The 20045-nt window shown below is 60.7% G+C and carries 19 protein-coding genes; 17 read left to right on the forward strand and 2 right to left on the reverse strand.

The genetic code is table 11. From position 1 onward, the window contains the following. Window positions 1-536, reverse strand: a 536-nt coding sequence (locus Q8K05_RS16305) for an acetamidase/formamidase family protein (RefSeq protein WP_305247665.1), incomplete at its 3' end; no start/stop codon positions are given. A 139-nt stretch (window positions 537-675) separates the two neighbouring features. Here Q8K05_RS16305 and Q8K05_RS16310 point away from each other — a divergent pair. From Q8K05_RS16310 to tolA, 17 genes are all read left to right on the forward strand, one after another. After that, window positions 676-819: a hypothetical protein gene (locus Q8K05_RS16310; RefSeq protein WP_305247683.1), complete on the forward strand. Its 144-nt coding sequence runs from the start codon at window positions 676-678 to the stop codon at window positions 817-819. A gap of 63 nt (window positions 820-882) precedes the next feature. Next, entirely contained in the window at window positions 883-1494 is a 612-nt protein-coding gene (gene pilV / locus Q8K05_RS16315) for a type IV pilus modification protein PilV (protein ID WP_305247666.1), read from the forward strand. After that, a complete protein-coding gene (locus Q8K05_RS16320) occupies window positions 1491-2510 on the forward strand; it encodes a PilW family protein (RefSeq protein ID WP_305247667.1) in 1020 nt (339 codons plus the stop codon). Before pilV ends, Q8K05_RS16320 begins: the two co-directional genes overlap by 4 nt. Continuing rightward, complete coding sequence (locus tag Q8K05_RS16325) at window positions 2507-3124, forward strand: PilX N-terminal domain-containing pilus assembly protein (RefSeq protein ID WP_305247668.1); 618 nt, start codon at window positions 2507-2509, stop codon at window positions 3122-3124. Before Q8K05_RS16320 ends, Q8K05_RS16325 begins: the two co-directional genes overlap by 4 nt. Before the next feature lie 10 nt (window positions 3125-3134). Further along, window positions 3135-7202 carry a pilus assembly protein gene (locus Q8K05_RS16330; protein ID WP_305247669.1) on the forward strand — a complete coding sequence of 1356 codons (4068 nt, stop codon included), beginning with the start codon at window positions 3135-3137 and terminating at the stop codon, window positions 7200-7202. Window positions 7203-7219: 17 nt separating this feature from the next. Then, entirely contained in the window at window positions 7220-7678 is a 459-nt protein-coding gene (locus Q8K05_RS16335; RefSeq protein WP_305247670.1) for a type IV pilin protein, read from the forward strand. Beyond that, window positions 7642-8274 (forward strand): GspH/FimT family pseudopilin, encoded by a 633-nt coding sequence (locus Q8K05_RS16340; protein WP_305247671.1) that lies wholly within the window; start codon window positions 7642-7644, stop codon window positions 8272-8274. The genes Q8K05_RS16335 and Q8K05_RS16340 overlap by 37 nt, the downstream gene beginning before the upstream one ends. Continuing rightward, the gene (ribD, locus tag Q8K05_RS16345) at window positions 8253-9356 is read left to right on the forward strand and encodes a bifunctional diaminohydroxyphosphoribosylaminopyrimidine deaminase/5-amino-6-(5-phosphoribosylamino)uracil reductase RibD (RefSeq protein ID WP_305247682.1); all 1104 of its coding nucleotides are present in this window, start codon (window positions 8253-8255) and stop codon (window positions 9354-9356) included. Before Q8K05_RS16340 ends, ribD begins: the two co-directional genes overlap by 22 nt. A gap of 81 nt (window positions 9357-9437) precedes the next feature. Beyond that, window positions 9438-10103 carry a riboflavin synthase gene (locus Q8K05_RS16350; protein ID WP_305247672.1) on the forward strand — a complete coding sequence of 222 codons (666 nt, stop codon included), beginning with the start codon at window positions 9438-9440 and terminating at the stop codon, window positions 10101-10103. Between the two features lie 3 nt (window positions 10104-10106). After that, window positions 10107-11216 (forward strand): bifunctional 3,4-dihydroxy-2-butanone-4-phosphate synthase/GTP cyclohydrolase II, encoded by a 1110-nt coding sequence (gene ribBA / locus Q8K05_RS16355; protein WP_305247673.1) that lies wholly within the window; start codon window positions 10107-10109, stop codon window positions 11214-11216. A 51-nt stretch (window positions 11217-11267) separates the two neighbouring features. After that, window positions 11268-11732: a 6,7-dimethyl-8-ribityllumazine synthase gene (gene ribH, locus Q8K05_RS16360; protein ID WP_305247674.1), complete on the forward strand. Its 465-nt coding sequence runs from the start codon at window positions 11268-11270 to the stop codon at window positions 11730-11732. A 57-nt stretch (window positions 11733-11789) separates the two neighbouring features. Then, a complete protein-coding gene (nusB, locus tag Q8K05_RS16365) occupies window positions 11790-12305 on the forward strand; it encodes a transcription antitermination factor NusB (protein ID WP_305247675.1) in 516 nt (171 codons plus the stop codon). A gap of 23 nt (window positions 12306-12328) precedes the next feature. Further along, window positions 12329-13528: a pyridoxal phosphate-dependent aminotransferase gene (locus Q8K05_RS16370; protein ID WP_305247676.1), complete on the forward strand. Its 1200-nt coding sequence runs from the start codon at window positions 12329-12331 to the stop codon at window positions 13526-13528. A 124-nt stretch (window positions 13529-13652) separates the two neighbouring features. Further along, window positions 13653-14075, forward strand: coding sequence for a tol-pal system-associated acyl-CoA thioesterase (ybgC, locus tag Q8K05_RS16375; RefSeq protein WP_305247677.1), 423 nt, complete (start codon window positions 13653-13655; stop codon window positions 14073-14075). A gap of 28 nt (window positions 14076-14103) precedes the next feature. Beyond that, on the forward strand, window positions 14104-14796 hold the full coding sequence (gene tolQ, locus Q8K05_RS16380) for a protein TolQ (RefSeq protein WP_305247678.1): 693 nt from the start codon (window positions 14104-14106) through the stop codon (window positions 14794-14796). Window positions 14797-15052: 256 nt separating this feature from the next. Continuing rightward, window positions 15053-15487: a biopolymer transporter ExbD gene (locus Q8K05_RS16385; protein ID WP_305247679.1), complete on the forward strand. Its 435-nt coding sequence runs from the start codon at window positions 15053-15055 to the stop codon at window positions 15485-15487. A 20-nt stretch (window positions 15488-15507) separates the two neighbouring features. Continuing rightward, window positions 15508-16494: a cell envelope integrity protein TolA gene (gene tolA, locus Q8K05_RS16390; protein ID WP_305247680.1), complete on the forward strand. Its 987-nt coding sequence runs from the start codon at window positions 15508-15510 to the stop codon at window positions 16492-16494. Between the two features lie 95 nt (window positions 16495-16589). Here the strand turns inward: tolA and dnaE are convergent. After that, on the reverse strand, window positions 16590-20045 hold a 3456-nt coding region (gene dnaE / locus Q8K05_RS16395; protein ID WP_305247681.1), incomplete at its 5' end, for a DNA polymerase III subunit alpha.

Below are 20045 nucleotides of genomic sequence, written 5' to 3' on the forward strand. Positions count from 1 at the left end.
GCGGCAGGCAAGTGGGCAAATAGTTTCGCTTCTTTGGCAATGCGTTCGGCGATGGCCTTGCTGACTGTCACCCCGACCTGGTTTTCCCTGTCAAAAACGATGACATAGCCGTTGGAAAAACGAAACGCACTGACCTCCGCGCCACAGACGTCGCAGTGCACCGCCTGCTGCCCGATGCCTTCCAGATGGGTGGCGGGGCTTTGGGTGCCGCACTTGGGGCAGAGCTTGGCCACAAAAGGGTCGCCCAGATAACGGCCATCCACGAACTGCATGACGCCGGAAGAGGTGGCCAGCGAGGTCACTTCCACGCGCTTGAGCTTGATGGCAATGGCATCGCCGACTACAGCACCCTCCACCGCCACCGGCTGGGTGACTTCATGGCCACCCTGGAATTTCGGCGTGATCATCGGCCCCCAGCAACCGGGTGCCGTTTGGGCGACGATCGTGCCGCCATCCTTCACGGGGCCCAGCATTTGCAGGCTGGGACCGACGATGCCACCCGTAAAGGCAGCGACCTCCACGATGTCCTGGGACACGGGGGATTCCAAAATTAGAGTCTCGACCGACATCGCCTTCCTCCTTAGTGCGCACCCCGCAACGGGGCGCTCCATGGTTGCAAACAAGACAGTAAAAACCGCATCTCCGGACCAAATCAGTATAGACCGACGGCGCGCATTGCGCAAAGCGCATTCGGGTGCGCAGGGGGCGCATCACCCCGGCGATTCCGATGCGGGCTATGCCAGCGTGTACCGGAGTTTTGAAGACATTGACGAGTTCAAGACGCTGGTGGATGAGGTGCGGCGGCAGGCCATCCGATGAACGGCACAGCAACTCAGACGTGCGGACTGAAACAAATCAAGACAGTTTCTTATACTTCGGAGCATGTCTCTTTCACTCGCGTCCACGGACAGGCAACTCCCGGTCAGTCATGACCACCAAGATGGCTTCACGCTCGTTGAAGTCTTGGTGGCCATCGTTATCCTGAGCATCGGCGTACTGGGGGCCGTCGGCATGCAGGCCGCAGCCATGCAATCCAATAAAGAAGTGCGTTACCAGGCCATTGCAGGCGCCTTGGCTCGCGAGTTGGCAGAGAAAATGCGCGGAAATCACGCTGTGGGCGTCAAAATATCGGCGGCAGAAAACCCCTACCTGCTTAACGCCACATTCACCAGTGCCGATACCGTCTCGGCGCCAACGCCAAACTGTTTTACAGATGCTTGCCCTACGGGCTTACAAATTGCAGCTTGGGACATTTATGAGTGGCAACTCCGGCTGATCGACGCATTGCCTTCGCCGCGCGTTCGCATCTGCATGGACAAGGAGCCATTCACCACCACCGGTGAGCCTAAATGGGCTTGCACCGATACCGGCGACGTCGCCATTCTCAAGCTTTCCTGGAATAGGGCCAATGCCCAAGGTACAACCGAGTTCACTTCAAACGCGGCAACGCCTCCCCTGATTGTTCTTCCGTTGACAGCCGGCAGTTCAGAATGAAAAAACACCATTTTTCCGGTATCCCAGCCCGCCAAGGCGGCGTAACACTCGTCGAGCTGCTGGTTGCCATGACCGTGGGCCTCCTCGTCACGCTCGTGGCCCTGTCAACGCTAATTCTCGGCCGCACGGGCTACACCACCGTAGACAGCACCACGCAATTGATCGACAAGGAACGGTTCGCCATTGACACTGTTTCAAAAATCATTCTGCAGGCCGGCTACCAGGATTTCGCCGCGCCGATTCCGATGACGCGGGCGTTGGCTGTAAAACTGGGCAAGGAACCTGAGCCCGACTTATTTGGATGGAATAACGCTTTTTACACACAACTGTCCGATCTCGCGATCAGCGAATCGACAAAGATCGTCGATGGCAACCGCCCGACCAAGTGCGGGTCCATCAACGACACCTCGTGCAAAAACGGGAGCGATGTTCTGGTGGTGCGATTCCAGGGCGGAGGACTCACCGCTTCGCCGGATGGAAACATGGTTAACTGCCTGGGGACCGCTGAACCTGGACTGGAAACCGGCGATCTCAACGAGCGTTCTGCCAGCATTTTTTATGTGGCCCGGGATGCCAATACGTCCGAACCGTCTCTGTATTGCAGTTATTACAAGCATTCCTCTGGCGCGTGGGTGGCCGGCCAGCCATTGATCGAAGGCGTCGAGTCCATGCAGCTTCTGTTTGGCACGGACAACGTGACAGCTGGTGCCGTGCCCGGTATCGCAGGCGACTCCATCGCCGACCGCTGGCTTCGCGCCGACCAGTTGAAAGTGGCCAGCAACCCGAACGCCACGCGCGAGAACTGGCGCCGCGTGCGGGCGGTCAGGGTAGGTTTGGTGCTGCGCGGGCCGGTCGGCTCGGCGCAGGAGCGCGTCACGGCAACTTTCGCGCCGCTCGGCACGGCTTATGCATCCGGCGCCGATGCCGGCTCGCAACTGGCGGTGGCCGCAGACGGGCGGCTGCGCCGGGTCGTGAATTTCACAGTCCATATCCGCAACGATCTCAGCACGCGATGAACACATCCTCACTCCGCTCGCTGCTGCGCACGCCAAAGGCCAGGCAGCAAGGCTTCAGCCTGGTCATCGTCATGATCATCCTGGTGATCGTCAGCATGCTGGGCGTGGCCGCAAGCCAGATGGTGTTGATGGCCGAGCGCTCCTCGCGCTACGACCGCGACTGGCAGATTGCCTTCCAGGGCGCCGAGGCGGCGCTGATGGATGCCGAATTCGACATGCGCGGGCCCAATACCAGCGCGGCCAAGCGTGTCGATACCTTCTCGCCGACCAGCCTGCTGGGCTTTGCTGCCGGCTGCGGCTCGGGCGGGGATTTGGGTTTGTGCCTGCCCAGCACCACAGGCAGGCCGGTTTGGTACGACGTCGACTTTACCGATGCCACGACCGCCGCGAAAACCGTGCGGTTGGGCGATTTCACCGACCGCACCTTTGCCACCGGCACCGCGGGCGTGCAGCCCGCCCTGCGGCCACGCTACATCATCGAAGCCATCCCCGACCTCTCGCCGGGAACCAGCAGCACCGGCGCGCCCAAAACGCTGTTCCGCGTCACAGCCATGGGTTTTGGCCCACGCACGGACACGCAGGCCGTGGTCCAGATGGTCTTCCGTAAAGAATAGGAGTTTTCCCATGGTCCACATTTCCTCCGTGATTCCGGCGCAGTTTCGCCGATGGTTTCGGCTGGGCCTGCTGGCGGCCGCGGCAGGCGTCGTCACTTTGGTGGTCGGCCAGTCGGCGCCGCCGCTGATCAACCTGTCGACTGAACCGCTGTACATGAACGGGGCCAAGGCCAAGGCCAATCTGACGCTTGCCCTGTCGGTGGAATTTCCGACAGTGGGGCAAACCTACCGCGACGAATTTAACGAAAACAAAACCTACATCGGTTATTTCGACAACAAGAGTTGCTATGGAAACCAGCCCGCCGCCGACAACAGCGTCACCAAGGGAGACTACTTCAAGTGGTCCGGTGCAGTCAACGCCAGCGGCAGTTGCGGTGGTGGCGGCTTCAACGGCAATTTCCTGAATTGGGCCACCTCTTCGGCCGTGGACATCCTGCGCTATGGACTGACAGGCGGTAATCGCACCGTGGATGATGACACTCTCACGGTCGTTGATCGCGCCTGGTTGCCAGACAACTTTTATCGCAACACCGCCTATTTCACAGAAAAGGTGCTGCCCAAAGCGCTGGTATCAAAGATGGTTGAAACATCGGCTGCCAACAAAATTGGCAACAACGACATGTATATTTACAACTGCCGCAACCGCGTGTATTTCGCCAGATCGAAAGACACCACCGGCAGCTGCGATGCGCCCTTCGGCGTGGCCGATGCCAAGAGCGATGAGTTGGTCGCCGCTACGGCCTCCAAGTCCTACTACCTGGTGCGCAACGTGGTGTGCGATGCCTCAAGCGCCCCGAATCGCCTGATGACCTACGACCCGGATGCCAAGAAGTGGAGCGGACTGTGCTACCGCTACCCGAACGGCAAGTACAAGCCGGTGGGCCAGTTCCAGATGAACGCCGAGAATTTGCGCGTGGGGGTTTTTGGCTACCTGCAGGATGACAACCGCGCGCGTTACGGCGGCGTGATGCGCGCGCCACTCAAATATCTCGGCCCCAAGGCGTTTGATGCCAACTTCAACTTGGTCAGTGGCACCAACCCGCGCGCCGAGTGGTATGCCAACACGGGCATCTTCATCGACAACCCGCAAAGCGGTGACGCGACTTACGGCGCCCAAGGCCACCCCAAGAGCGGCGCTATCATGTACATCAACAAGTTCGGCACGCTGGACCCCAACAACGTGGGCAAGTACAAGAGCCTGGATCCGCTCAGCGAGTTGTACTATGAAGCGCTTCGCTATATTCAGGGCAAGTCACCGACAGACGGTGCGGTGGCCGGTACGTCAGGCTCGTCGACAGCCATCACCAAGCTGAAGGAGAATTTTCCGGTGTATGCCGGCTGGAACGATCCGTTTGCGGGCTTCCAGGACGCAACCGGCGAAGGCAAAAGCTGTCTGCGTAACAGCATCCTGACCGTTGCCGATGTCTTCACCCACAGCGACCGGTCGGTGCCGGGCAATACGATTACGACCAATGAGGACTACGCCCGGGCGGCCGAGACCAACCCCGCGCTCAATGTGCCCTTCTGGACCAGCATCGTAGGCAGCTTTGAGGCAAATTCAGGCGCCAGCTACACCGACAGCAAGCTCCGCACGCAAGCTGCCAGCAACATTGCCGTCAACAGCCCCTACTACCCGGCTCTTGCAAACGCTGCAACCATGGACACAGGTGCCATAGGCGGTTCGCACTACATGGCCGGCATGGCTTATTGGGCCAACACGCAGAGCATTCGCACAGACCTCCCGAAAGCGCGCGTTACAACCTACAGCATCGACGTGAACGAAAATCGAGCCAGCGACAATGTCGATTTTCGCCGCACACGACAACTTTACTTAGCCGCGAAATATGGCGGATTTAACGACGGTGTGACTAGCAGCGGGAACCCGGGCAACACGGGCAATCCCTTTGCCACGGGTGACAACACGCTGTGGATCGGTGCCGATGGCGATGCCAAGAACTATTTCCTGGTCAGCGACGCGCAAAAATTCCTGGACTCGATTGCCGATGTGTTCGCACGCGTCGTCGAGGAAACCGGCAGTATTGCCGGCGGCGCGATATCCACCCAGCGACTGACATCGTCCGAAGCTGCAGGGGTGTTCCAGGCCCGCTTCAACCCGGTTGCCAACTACTGGAGCGGGCGGGTCATCAAGTACCCACTGTCCTTGTCCGCAGATAACAGCATCGTGATCGGGTCGACCCCCATCTGGGAGGCTGGCCAGGTGCTGACCACCGCCACCAAAATCGACTATGGCGTCAATCGCAACATCGTGATCGGGCCACCCTTGGGGCGCCAGGGCACCGACGCGCCCACGCCTTTCCTGTGGGATGATCTGGTGCAAGCGCACAAGGACGCGTTGAACAGCACGCCGGCCGGCGTGGTTGATACCTTGGGCGACAAGCGCGTGAAATACCTGCGCGGTGATCAGCGCGACGAGATTTCTTTCGCCAACCCGACGGCTCCATTCCGCCCCCGCGACATCGTGCTGGGCGATATCATCAACAGCGGCCTCGTCTACCTGGGCAAGCCTTCCTCAGGCACCTCCGGCGCGGATTACCGCACGTTCTACGACGCCAACAAGAACCGCAAGCCCGTGGTCTTCGTCAACGCCAACGATGGCATGCTGCACGCTTTTTACGACCTGAATGGCAAAGAGGCCTTTGCCTATGTGCCGGGCTTCCTTTCCGGGCGCCTGAAGCTGCTGCCGGACCAGGACTATAGCCACAACAGCTTTGCCGATGCCACGCCGGTGGTTGCCGAGGCCTACTTCGGCAGCAAATGGCGCACGACGCTGGTGTCCGGGGTCGGCGGTGGCGCGCAGGGTGTATATGCTCTCGACGTCACCAACCCCGAAGCGTTCACCAAGAAAAATGTCTTGTGGGAGTTTACAGAGCGGGACCATCCGGCGATGGGTAACGTGATTGGCACGCCCCAAATCCTCAAGTTTCGCGTGAGCCCCAGCAGTTCTGCGACGCCAAGCTACAAATGGTTCGCGGTGGTCGCGAGTGGTGTCAATAATTACGCACCAGATGGTTTTGCGCATACCAGCGGGAATCCCTCGCTTTTCTTCCTCGATCTTGGCTTTGTACCCACTGCAACCCAGGGCTGGGCTGAAGGTACCAACTTCTGGCGCATCGAATTGCCGCAGACCAGCACTACCATCGCCAAAGGCCTGCTGGGTTTTAACAGCGTCCAGAACTTCAACACAGGCGCTGTCGATGCGCTGTACTCGGGTGATCTGCAAGGCAACCTGTGGAAACTGGATTTTTCAGAATACGGCACCGGCTCGTTGGTTGTCGACGCCACAGCCAACTTCAACAAATTCAATCAAATCAGACTCAGTTCCACTGACAGCACGCGTGCGCCTATGTATGTGGCAAAAGCCGCAGACGGCACGTCACTTCAGCCGATCACCGGCACCCCGGAGATCGTCAACTCATACAACGGCGCCAAGGTTGTGGCATTTGGCACAGGCAAATTTCTGGAATCATCAGACACTACCGTCCCGCTGGTCCCGACAGCCTCCTTCTATGCCGTGATGGACCCTTCTCCTAACCGACTGATTCAGATACCGGGACGCAGTGCACTGCAAAATGGCACCATTTCTGCCACCGGCACCGTGACCGTTCCCGCCTTCACCTGGGGCGCTCCCGCCACGACAACGCCCAACGTCAAGACAGGATGGTATGTAGACCTGGACGCCTCGATCGGCGAACGGCAGGTGAGCGGAATTACCGGCGCATTCGGAAAGCTGTTGTTCGGCACCATCTATCCCACCAAGGGCTCTTGTGGCGAAGGTGGCGGAAAGTTGTACGTGCTTGACCCGCTCACGGGAAGTGGCATTACCGAAGAATCGACGGTCGGCATATTGGCGCCGCCATTGGTATTAAAGCTGGGCAGCGCAACGCTGGGCGCAAGCGACACCACCGGCCAACGCACGGCAACTCAAAAAGGTGGCATCATCGTCAGCGGGAGCAAGAGCATTGCCGTGAGCACCGTCACGGGAAGCGAGAGCTACCAAACCGGAAGACTCAGCTGGCGTCAGCTTAACAACTACCAGGCCAAAAAAGCCGCGCCATGAACGAAGCCCTTAACACCATGCGCACCACCCGCCAAAAAGGCTTTACGCTGATCGAACTGATGATCGTGGTCGCCATCATCGGAATTCTCGCCGCGGTCGCCTATCCGATGTACACCGACCAGATCCGCAAGGGCAAGCGCGCCGATGCCCGGGCAGCATTGCTGAACCTGTTGCAGCAGGAGGAGCGTTACATGACGCAGCGCAATGTCTATCTACCGTTTGCCATCGATGCCACGGCGGATGCAACGCCTTTTAAAAACTACCTTGGATCAGTGCGAGCGCAAAGCAGCCATCAGTTTGGCGCACAAGCCTGTCAGCCGGTGAACTCCGTCACGCCCGGGTTGCGCGACTGCATTGAAGTTTTTGCCCAGCCCCGTCCGGGCGTTTTCAATGACCCGCAGGTCACACTGATGGCAATCGATACCCAAGGACGTAAAAGATGCACCGGGACGGATATTTCGCGTTGCTGGAAATGAAAAACAAACATCTGGCCATGCCCACCTGCCTCCACGGTCAAAGGGCAAGCCGTGCCCCCTGCTTGAAAGGGTTCACACTGATAGAACTGATGGTGACCATCGCCATCGGCGCCGTTCTAATGCTGGTGGCGGCGCCCAGTTTCGAGCAGATCAGAAAAAACGCCAACCTCTCGGATGCGGTCAGCAATTTCATCGTGGCCAGCGGCACGGCCAAGTCGGCAGCCTTAAAAACCGGCCGAAACGCCTATATTGTGGCGAATAACGCCATGACTGGGTGGACGTCGGGCTGGTTCGTCTATCTGGACAACAACTGGAATGAGCAATACGACGCGGGCACGGACGAAATTCTTTTTCGGCACGACGCCTTGTCACCTGATATCTCGGTTAGCACGCCGGGAACCACCGCATTCAGCGAGGGTTATCTTTTATTCAACGGCAGTGGTTTCCCAAGGGCAAAAAGCACCTCCAGCGGCACCCCCAACGGCATACTCATCATGTCCGTCACAAATCGATCCAGCTCCGTCGTGGTCAATACCGCAGGTCGGGTTCGATCTTGCAAAACCAACGATCCCGGATGCACCACGAGCGCGATCTAGCCGATGCGCTGGCACAAGCCACGCTCGCGATACCCCTGTCCAAACCCAACCCGCGGGTAGGTTGCATCTTGAGGGGGCCTGACGACGCGCTGCTAGGTCAGGGCCACACCCAGCGCACCGGCGGCCCCCACGCTGAAATCATAGCCCTGCGCGACGCCGCCAGTCGCGGTCATTCAGTCAAAGGCGCCACCGCCTACGTCACCCTGGAGCCCTGCTCCCACCACGGCCGCACGCCCCCCTGTTGCGACGCGCTGATTGCGGCAGGCATCGGCAAAGTGGTGGTTTCCATTCAGGACCCGAATCCCCTCGTGGCGGGGCAAGGCATAGCCCGACTTCGCGCTGCTGGCATCGAAGTTGAAGTCGGCCCCGGCGCAGCCGAATCCCGTGAACTCAACATCGGATTTTTCAGCCGCATGATCCGAAAGACGCCCTGGGTGCGCATGAAGATGGCGTCGTCGCTGGACGGCACAACAGCGCTGGCCAATGGCCAAAGCCAGTGGATCACCTCGCCCGAAGCGCGTGCCGACGGCCATGCCTGGCGGGCGCGTGCCTGCGCGGTGCTGACGGGCATCGGCACGGTGCTGCAAGACAACCCGCGCCTGGACGTTCGCGAGGTAAAAACGCCGCGCCAGCCGCATATCGTGGTGGTGGACAGCCGACTGCAAACCCCGCTGGATGCTCATCTTTTCATACCTGGTCGGGCTTGCATCATCTACGCTGCCGTCCAAAATGACGCCAAAAAGGCGGCGCTGGAAGCGCGCGGCGCCACGGTGGTCATGCTGCCCGACGCCCACGGCAAAGTGGACTTGGCCGCCATGATGAAAGACTTGGGGACCCGCGAGATCAACGAGCTGCATGTCGAGGCCGGCAGCAAGCTCAATGGCTCGCTGATCCGCGCCGGGCTGATTGACGAGTTTTTGATCTATCTGGCCCCCAAGCTGCTGGGCCCGGGCCAGGGCATGGCTTCGTTTGGACCGCTGCAATCGCTTTCTGAAGCGATTGAACTGCAGTTCAAATCCACAGACAGGGTGGGGGTTGATTTGCGGGTAGTTGCGCGTGCGGCTGGGCGCGATCAGTTTTAAAGGCCCCAGGCCCCACGGTCTTTTCAGGCCTTAAATGTGCCTGCCCGACGAGATGGCTCGATTCCCTGCGAAAATACCTCCATGTTTACCGGAATCATTACCGGCTTGGGGCGCATCGTCGCCATCCAAAGCCTGGGCAGCTCTTCAAACCATGGCAAGCGACTCACCATAGAGACGCCTGCGGGGTATCTCGACGACGTCGGTCTGGGCGACAGCATCGCGCTCAACGGCGCCTGCATGACGGCCACCGCGCTGGACCCTGCCCACAACCAGTTCTCCATCGACATTTCTGCTGAATCGCTGGCCAAAACCTGCGGTTTGGCTGACACCGGCGTCATTAATCTGGAAAAAGCCCTGCGCGCCCATGACCGCCTGGGCGGCCACATCGTTTCGGGTCATGTCGACGGGATTGGCCGCGTCACGCATTTCGCCCAGGTGGGCGAAAGCTGGGAGCTTCGCATCCGTGCGCCGCAAGAGCTTGGCAAATACCTGGCGTATAAAGGCTCCGTCACCGTCAATGGCGTGAGCCTGACGGTGAACCGGGTCATCGACCTCGCCGGTGATGCTGACAATGCGCCGGGCTGCGAAATCAGCATCAACCTGATCCCCCACACCGTCCAAAACACGGCGCTGGGCCAATTGAGCAAGGGCGCTGAGGTCAATCTGGAAATCGACCTGATCGCGCGCTACGTCGAGCGCATGCTCAAAGACACCCAAACCCCCATCGCTCCCGCAACCACAGACTGAACCATGACTACCGTAATTTCCCCCGTTGAAGACATCGTGGCCGACATGCGCGCAGGCCGCATGGTGATTTTGGTCGACGAGGAAGACCGTGAAAACGAAGGCGATCTGGTGCTGGCTGCAGACCACGTGACCGCTGACGCCATCAACTTCATGGCGCGCTTTGGCCGTGGCCTGATTTGCCTGACACTGACCCGTGAACGCTGCGAACGCCTGCAACTGCCGCCCATGACGGTGCGCAACGGGGACAAAAAAGGCACCGCCTTTACCGTCTCGATCGAAGCCGCCGAAGGCGTCACCACCGGCATTTCGGCGGCAGACCGGGCCCGCACCGTGCAGGCGGCCGTGGCCAAAGACGCGACGGCCGACGACCTGGTGCAACCCGGCCACATCTTTCCCTTGCAGGCCGTGGAAGGCGGGGTGCTGATGCGCGCTGGCCATACCGAAGCCGGCTGTGACCTGGCGGCCATGGCGGGCTGCAGCCCCGCGTCCGTCATCTGCGAGATCATGAAAGACGACGGCACCATGGCGCGTTTGCCGGACCTGCAACTGTTTGCAGCCGAGCATGGCCTGAAGATTGGCACGATTGCTGACCTGATTGAACACCGCAGCCGGGTGGAGTCGCTGGTTGAGAAACTGGGCTCCCGCCTGATCAATACGGCCTTCGGCGAATTCACCATTCATGCGTTTAAAGACAAAACAGCCCAGGCCGTGCATCTTGCGCTGGTCAAAGGGCAGTGGGACGCCAACGAAACAGTATTGGCCCGCGTGCATGAGCCGCTGTCCATTCTGGACGCACTGGAAGTGGGTCGCGCCATGCACTCCTGGAGTCTGGATGCCAGCCTGTCGCGGATTGCCTCGGAAGGCAAAGGCGTGGTGGTGTTGCTCAATTGCGGCGAAAGCGCCGAGCAGCTGCTGGCGCAGTTTGGGGGCACCGCGCGCGCAGCCCATGGCCCCGAGCGCGGCCGCATGGACTTGCGCACTTACGGCATTGGCGCGCAGATTTTGCGTGAATGTGGCGTGCACAAAATGAACCTGATGGGCAACCCGCGCCGCATGCCCAGCATGACGGGCTACGGCCTGGAAATTGTCGGCTACGTCACCCCTGCCAAATAATTGGCAAATAGCTGATAAATAACTGACAAATCAACTCAAAGGGAATTCATCGTGTTTGGTGCAGAAAAAGGTTCGGCTGACAAGCTTGACGGCAAAAAATTATCCATTGGCATGGTGCAGGGGCGCTTCAATGAAGGCATTACCAACGCCCTGGCCGAGGCCTGCAAGCAGGAGCTGATCGCCTTGGGGGTGGAAGAAAAAAACATCACCCACGTCAAGGTGCCGGGCGCCCTGGAAGTGCCTTGCGCGCTGCAAGCCCTGGCGGAAAGCGACAAATTCGATGCGCTGGTGGCCCTGGGCTGCATCATCCGTGGCGAAACCTACCACTTCGAGCTGGTGGCCAATGAAAGCGGCTCGGCCGTGACGCGCCTGGCGCTGGACTACCAGTTGCCGATTGCGAACGCGATACTGACAACCGAAAACCTGGCGCAGGCGATGGCACGCCAGGATGAAAAAGGACGCGATGCAGCGCGCGTGGCCGTTGAAATGGCCAATCTGCTTGATGAGCTTGCCTGAGCTTTTCACCCCCCCACTTTCACCTAACCGGCACAAACCGGCCACTACTGGTACCTCATGGCAGAACCCCTCCTCAAACCCAACCGCCCCCCGCAAAACCGCACCGGCCTGACCGACACCGGCGTGAAAAAGGCGGCCGACAAGTCGGCCCGCACCCGCGCGCGCGAATTTGCCCTGCAAGCCCTGTACCAATACCTGGTGGGCCGCAATGAGACCGCCTCCATTGATGCATTCACCCGCGACCTGGTGGGGTTTCACAAGGCCGACTCGGCCCATTACGACGCCTTGCTGCACGGCTGCATCGAGGCTGCACAGCGGCTTGACGACGACATCATCCCCTTGCTGGACCGGAAAATGGCCGAGATTTCACCGGTTGAACATGCCGTGCTGTGGATAGGCGTTTACGAATTCAGCCATTGCCCCGACGTGCCCTACCGCGTAGTGATGAACGAATGCATTGAACTGGCCAAGGCTTTTGGCGGCACCGACGGCCACAAGTATGTCAACGGTATCTTGCACCAACTGGCGCCCTTGCTGCGCGCTGCAGAAGTTGCGGCCGACCAGGCCAAGTGATGCCGAAACCCTGAAGGATGGCCTTGAAAATTGCCCAGCGGGCTCAACGCATTGAGCCGTTTTATGTCATGGAAGTGGCCAAGGCCGCCTCGGCGATGGCGCAGGAAATTGCCCACACCAGCCAGCCCATGATTTTTCTGAACATCGGCGAGCCCGACTTCACCGCGCCACCGCTGGTGCAGCACGCGGCAGCACGCGCCATTGCCCAGGGCAACACGCAATACACCCAGGCCACGGGCCTGCCGGCACTGCGCGAACGCATCAGTGACTGGTATGCCGCACGCTTTGGCGCGCAGGTGGCGCCCAGCCGCATCATCATCACGGCGGGGGCGTCTGGCGCCCTGCACCTCGCCTGCCTGGCCTTGATCGAGGCCGGTGACGAAATCCTGATGCCTGACCCGAGCTATCCGTGCAACCGCCATTTTGTGAGCGCGGCGGAAGGCACGGCGGTCTTGATTCCGACCACGGCCGAGGAGCGCTTTCAGCTCACGGCAGACAAGGTCAAGGCGGCCTGGACGCCCAAAACGCGCGGCGTGCTGCTGGCATCGCCGTCCAACCCCACGGGCACCTCGATTGCCCCCGAAGAGCTGCAGCGAATTCACGAGTTTGTGCACAGCCAGGGCGGCATCACGCTGGTGGACGAGATTTACCTCGGCCTGAGCTATGAAGAGCACTTCGGGCATTCGGCGCTGGCCATGCCCGGCGAACTGGGCCAAAGCGTCATCAGCATCAACAGTTTCAGCAAATACTTCAACATGACGGGCTGGCGGCTGGGCTGGCTGGTCGTACCCGAGGCGCTGGTGCCGGTGATTGAGCGAATTGCGCAAAACCTGGTTATCTGTGCCAGCACCGTGGCACAGCACGCCGCGCTAGCCTGCTTTGAGGCCGACAGCCTGCTCGAATACGAACGCCGCCGCGCCGAGTTCAAAGCCAGGCGCGACTACTTCATCCCCGAACTCAATCGCCTGGGCCTTCGCGTGCCCGTGATGCCGGACGGCGCTTTTTACGCCTATGCCGACTGCACCGAGGCCGCAGCGCGCCTGGGCATGAGCGGCAGCTGGGACTTTGCCTTTGAGGTGATGAAGCGCGCCCACCTGGCCGTGACGCCAGGCCGTGATTTCGGGCAGGCTGCGCCGGAGCAGTTTGTGCGTTTTTCCACGGCCAGCTCCATGGCGCAGCTGCGGGAAGCCGTGGCGCGGCTTACGTCCGTCCTTATTAACTAGCCAACAGATGACAAAACCCGGCACAAGCAACGATACGTTCAAGCAGGGGCCGCAGGACCGGCTTTGCCGGACTGCAGGCGCAGCGGCCCCCTCGGGGGGCAGCGAACCACACGCAGTGGGGAGCGTGGGGGCCACATTCCAGTGGGCCCTGCGCGTGTACTGGGAGGACACCGACGCCGGCGGCATTGTTTTTTACGCCAATTACCTGAAGTTTTTTGAACGCGCCCGCACCGAATGGCTCAGATCTTTGGGCATCGAGCAGCAGCGCCTGAAGGAAAGTACCGGCGGCATGTTTGTGGTGCTTGAAACCAGCATTCGCTACCGCCGCCCTGCCCAGCTCGACGATGAACTGATTGTTACGGCGAGCATGGTCGAAACCGGCCGCGCATCCATGATAATCAAGCAGCAGGCGCTATTAAAATCAGAGCAACCGGATGAAAAACCCACCCTGCTCTGCGACGGCACGATCAGGATCGGCTGGGTCAATGCCGCCAGCTTTCAGCCGACCCGCATGCCAGCGTCTCTTTCAGCCTGCTTTCCTTCCTGACAGCTTCAACACCTAGCCAAAGCGTCCCATGAACCAAGACCTCTCGATTGTCAGTCTCCTTCTTAACGCCAGCTGGGTTGTCCAGGGCGTGGTGCTGCTGCTGGTGGGTGTTTCCATTGCCAGCTGGGCCGCGATTTTCAGGAAAATAGTGGCGCTCAAGCGAGCCCAATTGCTCAACGACGAATTCGACCGCGAGTTCTGGTCGGGCACCAGCCTGAACGACTTGTTTGCAGGCGCGGCGCAAAACGCCAAGCACTCGGGCGCCATGGAACGCATTTTTGCCAGCGGCATGCGTGAGTACCAAAAGCTGCGGGAGCGTCAAATCAACGACGCCGGCACCCTGCTGGACGGCGCACGCCGCGCCATGCGGGCCAGTTACCAGCGCGAACTCGACACCATTGAATCGAACCTGTCGTTTCTGGCCACGGTCGGCTCGGTGTCGCCTTACGTCGGCCTGTTTGGCACGGTCTGGGGCATCATGCATGCCTTCACGGGCCTGGCGGCGCTGGAGCAGGTCACGCTGGCCACGGTGGCGCCCGGCATTGCAGAGGCGCTGGTGGCCACGGCCATCGGCCTGTTTGCGGCCATTCCGGCCGTGGTGGCCTACAACCGCTTTGCCCACGACATTGACCGCATTGCGAACCGCCTGGAAACCTTCATCGAGGAGTTCTCCAACATCCTGCAGCGCAACCTGGGCGCGCAGTCGCCCTCGGGTCACTGAAAGTGCTGGCCCCCACGCTTGTCGCTTCGCGTACTACGCTGCCCCCCGAGGGGGCTGGCCTTGCTTGGGGCGGCCCGGCGCTGCGGCCTATGGCCCCCACGCTTGTCGCTTCGTGTAATGCGCTGCCCCCCGAGGGGGCCGCTGCGCCTGCGGCCCGGCAAAGCCGGTTCCGCGGCCCTGGCTGGTGGAGAGAGAAAAACCCAACGCTTTTCACAACGCGGCCTGTGCTGCGGCTGTCCGCCTAAGGAAAAACACCATGCCAGCAGTCAGTTCCCGTGGCCGGGGCCGCCGCACCATCAGTGAAATCAACATGGTGCCGTTTATCGATGTCATGCTGGTGCTGCTCATCATCTTCATGGTGACGGCGCCGCTGATCACGCCCAGCATGATTGCCCTGCCCAAGGTCGGCAAGGCGCCCAGCCAGCCGCAAAATTCGGTGCAGATCCTGATCAGCAAGGACGAGACCGTTCAAATCAAGATCAAGACCGACAGCGTGGCCAGCAATGTGCGCAACGTGGCGGCCGACATCGTCAAAATGCAGCCAGAAGTCAAAGCCGCAGGTCCGGAAGCCGTGCCGGTCGTCATCAGCGCTGACAAATCCATCAAGTACGAAACCGTGGTCCAGGTCATGGACAACCTGCAAAAAGCCGGTGTGTCGCGAGTCGGCCTGTCGGTGCAAACCGGCAAGTAAGCAGAAGTCTGCACGGCACCATGCCCAGCACCACCGAACGCCTTGAATTTGGCCCGCCGCGCGAGACCGCCTCACCGCGCTCTTTCGCGCTGGCCTTGCTCGTTCATGTCTTGCTGATTGCAGCATTGACCTGGGGCGTCAGCTGGAAAAGCAGCGACCAGGCGACCAGCTTCGAGGCAGAACTGTGGTCCAGCGTGCCGCAGCAGGCGGCGCCCAAACTGATCGAACCCCCACCACCGCCTCCTGCACCTGCGCCAACGCCTGTACCACCGCCCCGGCCCGTACCCGCCCCCCGGCCTGCTCCTGCACCGCCTGAAGTCAAGGTGACGCCCCCAGCGCCCGACGTGGACATAGCCCTGCAGCAGGAAAAGAAACGCAAGTTGCTACAGCAGCAAAAAGAGGATGCAGCCGAAAAGGCCGAAAAAGCGCAGAAGTTGCAGGACAAGCGAAAAGCCGAGCTGCAGGCAAAAAAAGAACTAGCGATAGAAAAAGAGAAAGAACTGGAAAAAGAAAAGGCGCAAAAAGTCAAGGACGATCTGGCCAAGCGCAAGACGGCCGAAGAAGCCAAAAAACTCGAAGCGAAAAAGCAGGAAGCCGCCGCACAGGCCAAGGAAAAGCAGGCAGCCGCCGAGACGGCCGCCAAGAATCAGCGCGATCAAAACATGAAGCGCATTGCAGGCCTGGCAGGCGCCACCGGCGGCGCCGATGCGAAGGGCGCTGCCCAAAAATCCAGCGGGCCGTCGGCCGGCTACGGCGGAAAAGTCAGGGCGGCGGTCAAGCCCAACGTGATCTTTGGCGACGACATTGCGGGCAACCCCACGGCCGAGATTGAAGTGCGCACCACGCTGGACGGCAGCATCATCAGCCAGCGCCTCGTCAAATCAAGCGGCAACACGGCCTGGGATGACGCGGCGATCAAGGCCGTGATCCGCACCGGCACCCTGCCGCGTGACGTCGATGGCCGGGTGCCAAACCCCATGATCCTGGAAATGCGGCCGAAAGACTGAAGCGGGCAAGCACCGGGCACTGCCACGCTGCAGCGTCAGTCTACTATTAAAATAGTAGCTACTCGCGCCCGTCCTTATTGCGCTAGCACCCTATTTCATTCATGAACGATGCTGGCCAGCCCCTGGTCGGCCTGCGCGCTCCAGCTGGTCAGCGCCGCATCACTCGGGAAAAATTTCGCCGATTCACCCAGATGAAGCTCGGCGCTGGCGCCTTCGCGCCTGAGACTCAGCCGCACCGGCAAACCACGCTGGAGTTCGCCCTGCTCTGACATTTCGGGGCGCGGCGGAAAGTCTTTGACCAGGCGCGCAATGTCGGGCGACTGGCCTTTTTCCAGATCCACCGCCACCCGCAGATACCGGCCAAACTTGCAGCGCGCGGTCTCCAGGTCCCAGACCTGCGTGACCTTGAAGCGGCGGCCAAAGCGCTCGGACGCACCCTGCAGCGTGCCCTGCACAATCACCAGTTCGTCGTCTTTGAGCAAGTTGCGGTGCGCGTTGAATGTCGCCTCATCCACCGACGCTTCCAGCACGTCGGTTTTGTCGTCGAGCTTGAAGATGATCAATTTGCCGCGGTTGCCATTGATCACGCGCAGGTCGCTGAGGATGGCCGCCAGCATCTGCGGGTCGCGCGAATCGCTCAGGTCTTCAATTTTCCGCTTGGCAAACTGCCGCACTTCCGTGGCCACCTCGTCAAACAAATGCCCCGACAGGTAAAAGCCAATCGCCGTTTTTTCAAGCACCAGGCGCGCCTTGACGCCGAACGGCGCGGCCTCGACCAGCGCCGGCTCCTGGGTGCTGGCCGCATGCGAGTCCGACATGTCGAACAGGCCGCCCTGGTTGGCATTGGCTTCGGTGGCGGCGGCAAATTCAAAGGCCCGGTCAACCGAAGCCAGCAGTTCGGCGCGGTTCAGGTGCATGTTGTCAAAAGCGCCACCCTTGATGAGCGCATCCACGGTGCGCTTGTTGAGCTTGCTGCGGTCCACCCGCACGCAAAAATCATACAACGAGGTGAAGGTACCGCCCTCCTTGCGGGCCGCCACGATGGCGGCAATCGCCTGCTGGCCGGTGCCCTTGATGGCACCCAAACCGTAGCGCACGGCGGTCGCGCTGATGGGCTCAAAGCGGTAGTCGCCCCGGTTCACGTCGGGCGATTCAAACTGGATGCCCATTTTTTGCGCATCGCCAAACAGGATTTTGAGCTTGTCGGTGTCGTCGGCTTCCACGGTCATGTTGGCGGCAAAAAACTCAGCCGGAAAATGCACCTTGAGCCAGGCCGTGTGATACGCCAGCAGCGCGTAAGCGGCCGAGTGCGACTTGTTGAAGCCGTAGCCGGCAAACTTTTCCATCAGGTCAATCACCTCGTCGGCTTTTTCCTGGCTCAAGCCGTTGATGCCGGCGCCCTTGCGGAAGATTTCCCGGTGCTGGGCCATCTCTTTCTCGTCTTTTTTGCCCATGGCGCGGCGCAGCATGTCGGCGCCACCGAGCGAATAACCGCCCAGAATCTGCGCGGTCTGCATCACCTGCTCCTGGTAGACCATGATGCCGTAGGTCTCTTCGAGCATCGGCTTGACGCGCGGGTCCGGATATTCGGGCACCTCTTTTCCCTGCTTGCGGGCAATGTAGGTCGGAATCAGGTCCATCGGGCCGGGGCGGTAGAGCGCGTTCATCGCGATCAGGTCTTCGAGCCGGTCCGGTTTGGCGTCTTTGAGCATGCGCTGCATGCCGATACTTTCAAACTGGAACACGGCTTCAGTCTCGCCCCGGGCGAACAGCTCATAGACCCGCTTGTCGTTCAGGGGCAAGTTCTCGAAACTGAAGTCTTTTTGCGCCGGATAGCGCTGGACGATGAACTCCTTGGCTATTTCCAGGATGGTCAGCGTGGCCAGCCCCAAAAAGTCGAACTTGACCAGGCCAATCGCCTCCACGTCGTTCTTGTCAAACTGGCTGACGGCCGAACTGCTGCCGGGCTGCAGATACAGCGGGCAAAAATCCGTCAGCTTGCCGGGCGCAATCAGCACACCGCCGGCATGCATGCCGACGTTGCGCGTCAGGCCTTCGAGCTTGCGGGCCAGCTCCAGCAGCGTGTGCACGTCTTCTTCCTTGCGCTCGCGCTCGGCCAAAATCGGCTCGGCTTCGAGCGCATAGACCAGCTTGTCATTTTTTTTGCGTTCAGCAGGCACCAGTTGCAGCGTGACGGCCTGGCCGGGCTTGTTGGGGATCAGCTTGGAAATGCCATCGCAAAAACCATACGGAAAATCCAGCACCCGGCCCACATCGCGAATCGCCGCGCGCGCCGCCATGGTGCCAAAGGTCACGATCTGGCTGACCGCTGCATGGCCGTATTTGTCTTTCACATAGTCAATCACGCGGTCGCGGTTTTGCTGGCAAAAGTCAATGTCGAAGTCGGGCATCGATACCCGCTCGGGATTGAGGAATCGCTCGAACAGCAGGTTGTACTGCAGCGGGTCGAGGTCGGTGATTTTCAGGGCATACGCCACCAGCGAGCCGGCACCCGAGCCGCGTCCCGGCCCGACCGGGCAGCCATTGTTTTTGGCCCACTTGATGAAGTCCCCCACAATCAGAAAGTAGCCCGGAAAGCCCATTTTCAGGATGGTGTTGATCTCGAACTCCAGCCGCTCCACATACTGGGGCCGCTTGGCGTCGCGCACGTCAGCTTTGGGGTAGAGGTGCGCCAGGCGCTCTTCCAGCCCCTCAAACGAAGTTTGCCGAAAATAGTCGTCAGCCGGCATGCGCACGCCATCGACTTCGGGCGTGGGGTAGTCGGGCAGCATGGGTTTGCCCAGCTCCAGCGTGAGGTTGCAGCGTTTGGCAATTTCCAGCGTGTTGCCCAGGGCCGATGGCACGTCGGCAAACAACTCGGCCATCCGGGCCGATGACTTGAAATACTGCTCGCGCGTGAACTTGCGCACGCGGCGTGCATTGCCCAGAATCTCGCCGCCGGCGATACAGACGCGGGCTTCGTGGGCCTCGTAATCCTCGTACCCCAGGAACTGCACCGGATGTGTGGCCACCACCGGCAGCTTGAGCCGCGCAGCGAGTTGCACCGCCGCCACCACATGCTGCTCGTCGTCAACCCGCTGGGCGCGCTGCAGCTCGATGTAAAAGCGGTGCGGGAACAGCCCCGCAAAATACAGCGCACATTCCAGCGCGCGCGCGCCATCACCTTGCACCAGCGCCTGTCCCACCGCCCCGCCCTGCGCACCCGACAACGCAATCAGGCCCTCACCGAGTTCCAGCAGCCAGTCCAGGCTGATGACAGCCTGGTCACGCACCACGCCGCGGGTCCAGGCGCGCGTCAGCAGCTCCGACAAATTCAGGTAGCCCTGGCGGTTCTGCACCAGCAGCAGCAGGCGCGCCGGTGGCGCCGTGGCGTCCTTGCCGGGCACCTGCACCCACACGTCCGCGCCTATCAGCGGTTTGACACCGGCGCCGCGGCTTTCCTTGTAAAACTTCACCGTGCCGAACAGGTTGCCCAGGTCGGTGATCGCCAGCGCCGGCTGGCCATCGGCGGCGGCGGCCTGCACAATTTC

It is taken from the genome of Polaromonas sp. (assembly GCF_030682935.1).
Lineage (GTDB): Bacteria > Pseudomonadota > Gammaproteobacteria > Burkholderiales > Burkholderiaceae_C > Polaromonas.

Bases quoted from the DNA above. Each gene is read 5' to 3' on its own strand.
- Q8K05_RS16330 (WP_305247669.1), top strand. From the start codon at position 3,135: ATGGTCCACATTTCCTCCGTGATTCCGGCGCAGTTTCGCCGATGGTTT.
- tolA (WP_305247680.1), top strand. From the start codon at position 15,508: ATGCCCAGCACCACCGAACGCCTTGAATTTGGCCCGCCGCGCGAGACC.
- Q8K05_RS16320 (WP_305247667.1), top strand. From the start codon at position 1,491: ATGAAAAAACACCATTTTTCCGGTATCCCAGCCCGCCAAGGCGGCGTA.
- Q8K05_RS16340 (WP_305247671.1), top strand. From the start codon at position 7,642: ATGCACCGGGACGGATATTTCGCGTTGCTGGAAATGAAAAACAAACAT.
- Q8K05_RS16385 (WP_305247679.1), top strand. From the start codon at position 15,053: ATGCCAGCAGTCAGTTCCCGTGGCCGGGGCCGCCGCACCATCAGTGAA.
- tolQ (WP_305247678.1), top strand. From the start codon at position 14,104: ATGAACCAAGACCTCTCGATTGTCAGTCTCCTTCTTAACGCCAGCTGG.
- ribBA (WP_305247673.1), top strand. From the start codon at position 10,107: ATGACTACCGTAATTTCCCCCGTTGAAGACATCGTGGCCGACATGCGC.
- Q8K05_RS16350 (WP_305247672.1), top strand. From the start codon at position 9,438: ATGTTTACCGGAATCATTACCGGCTTGGGGCGCATCGTCGCCATCCAA.
- ribD (WP_305247682.1), top strand. From the start codon at position 8,253: ATGCACCACGAGCGCGATCTAGCCGATGCGCTGGCACAAGCCACGCTC.
- pilV (WP_305247666.1), top strand. From the start codon at position 883: ATGTCTCTTTCACTCGCGTCCACGGACAGGCAACTCCCGGTCAGTCAT.
- Q8K05_RS16335 (WP_305247670.1), top strand. From the start codon at position 7,220: ATGCGCACCACCCGCCAAAAAGGCTTTACGCTGATCGAACTGATGATC.
- Q8K05_RS16325 (WP_305247668.1), top strand. From the start codon at position 2,507: ATGAACACATCCTCACTCCGCTCGCTGCTGCGCACGCCAAAGGCCAGG.
- nusB (WP_305247675.1), top strand. From the start codon at position 11,790: ATGGCAGAACCCCTCCTCAAACCCAACCGCCCCCCGCAAAACCGCACC.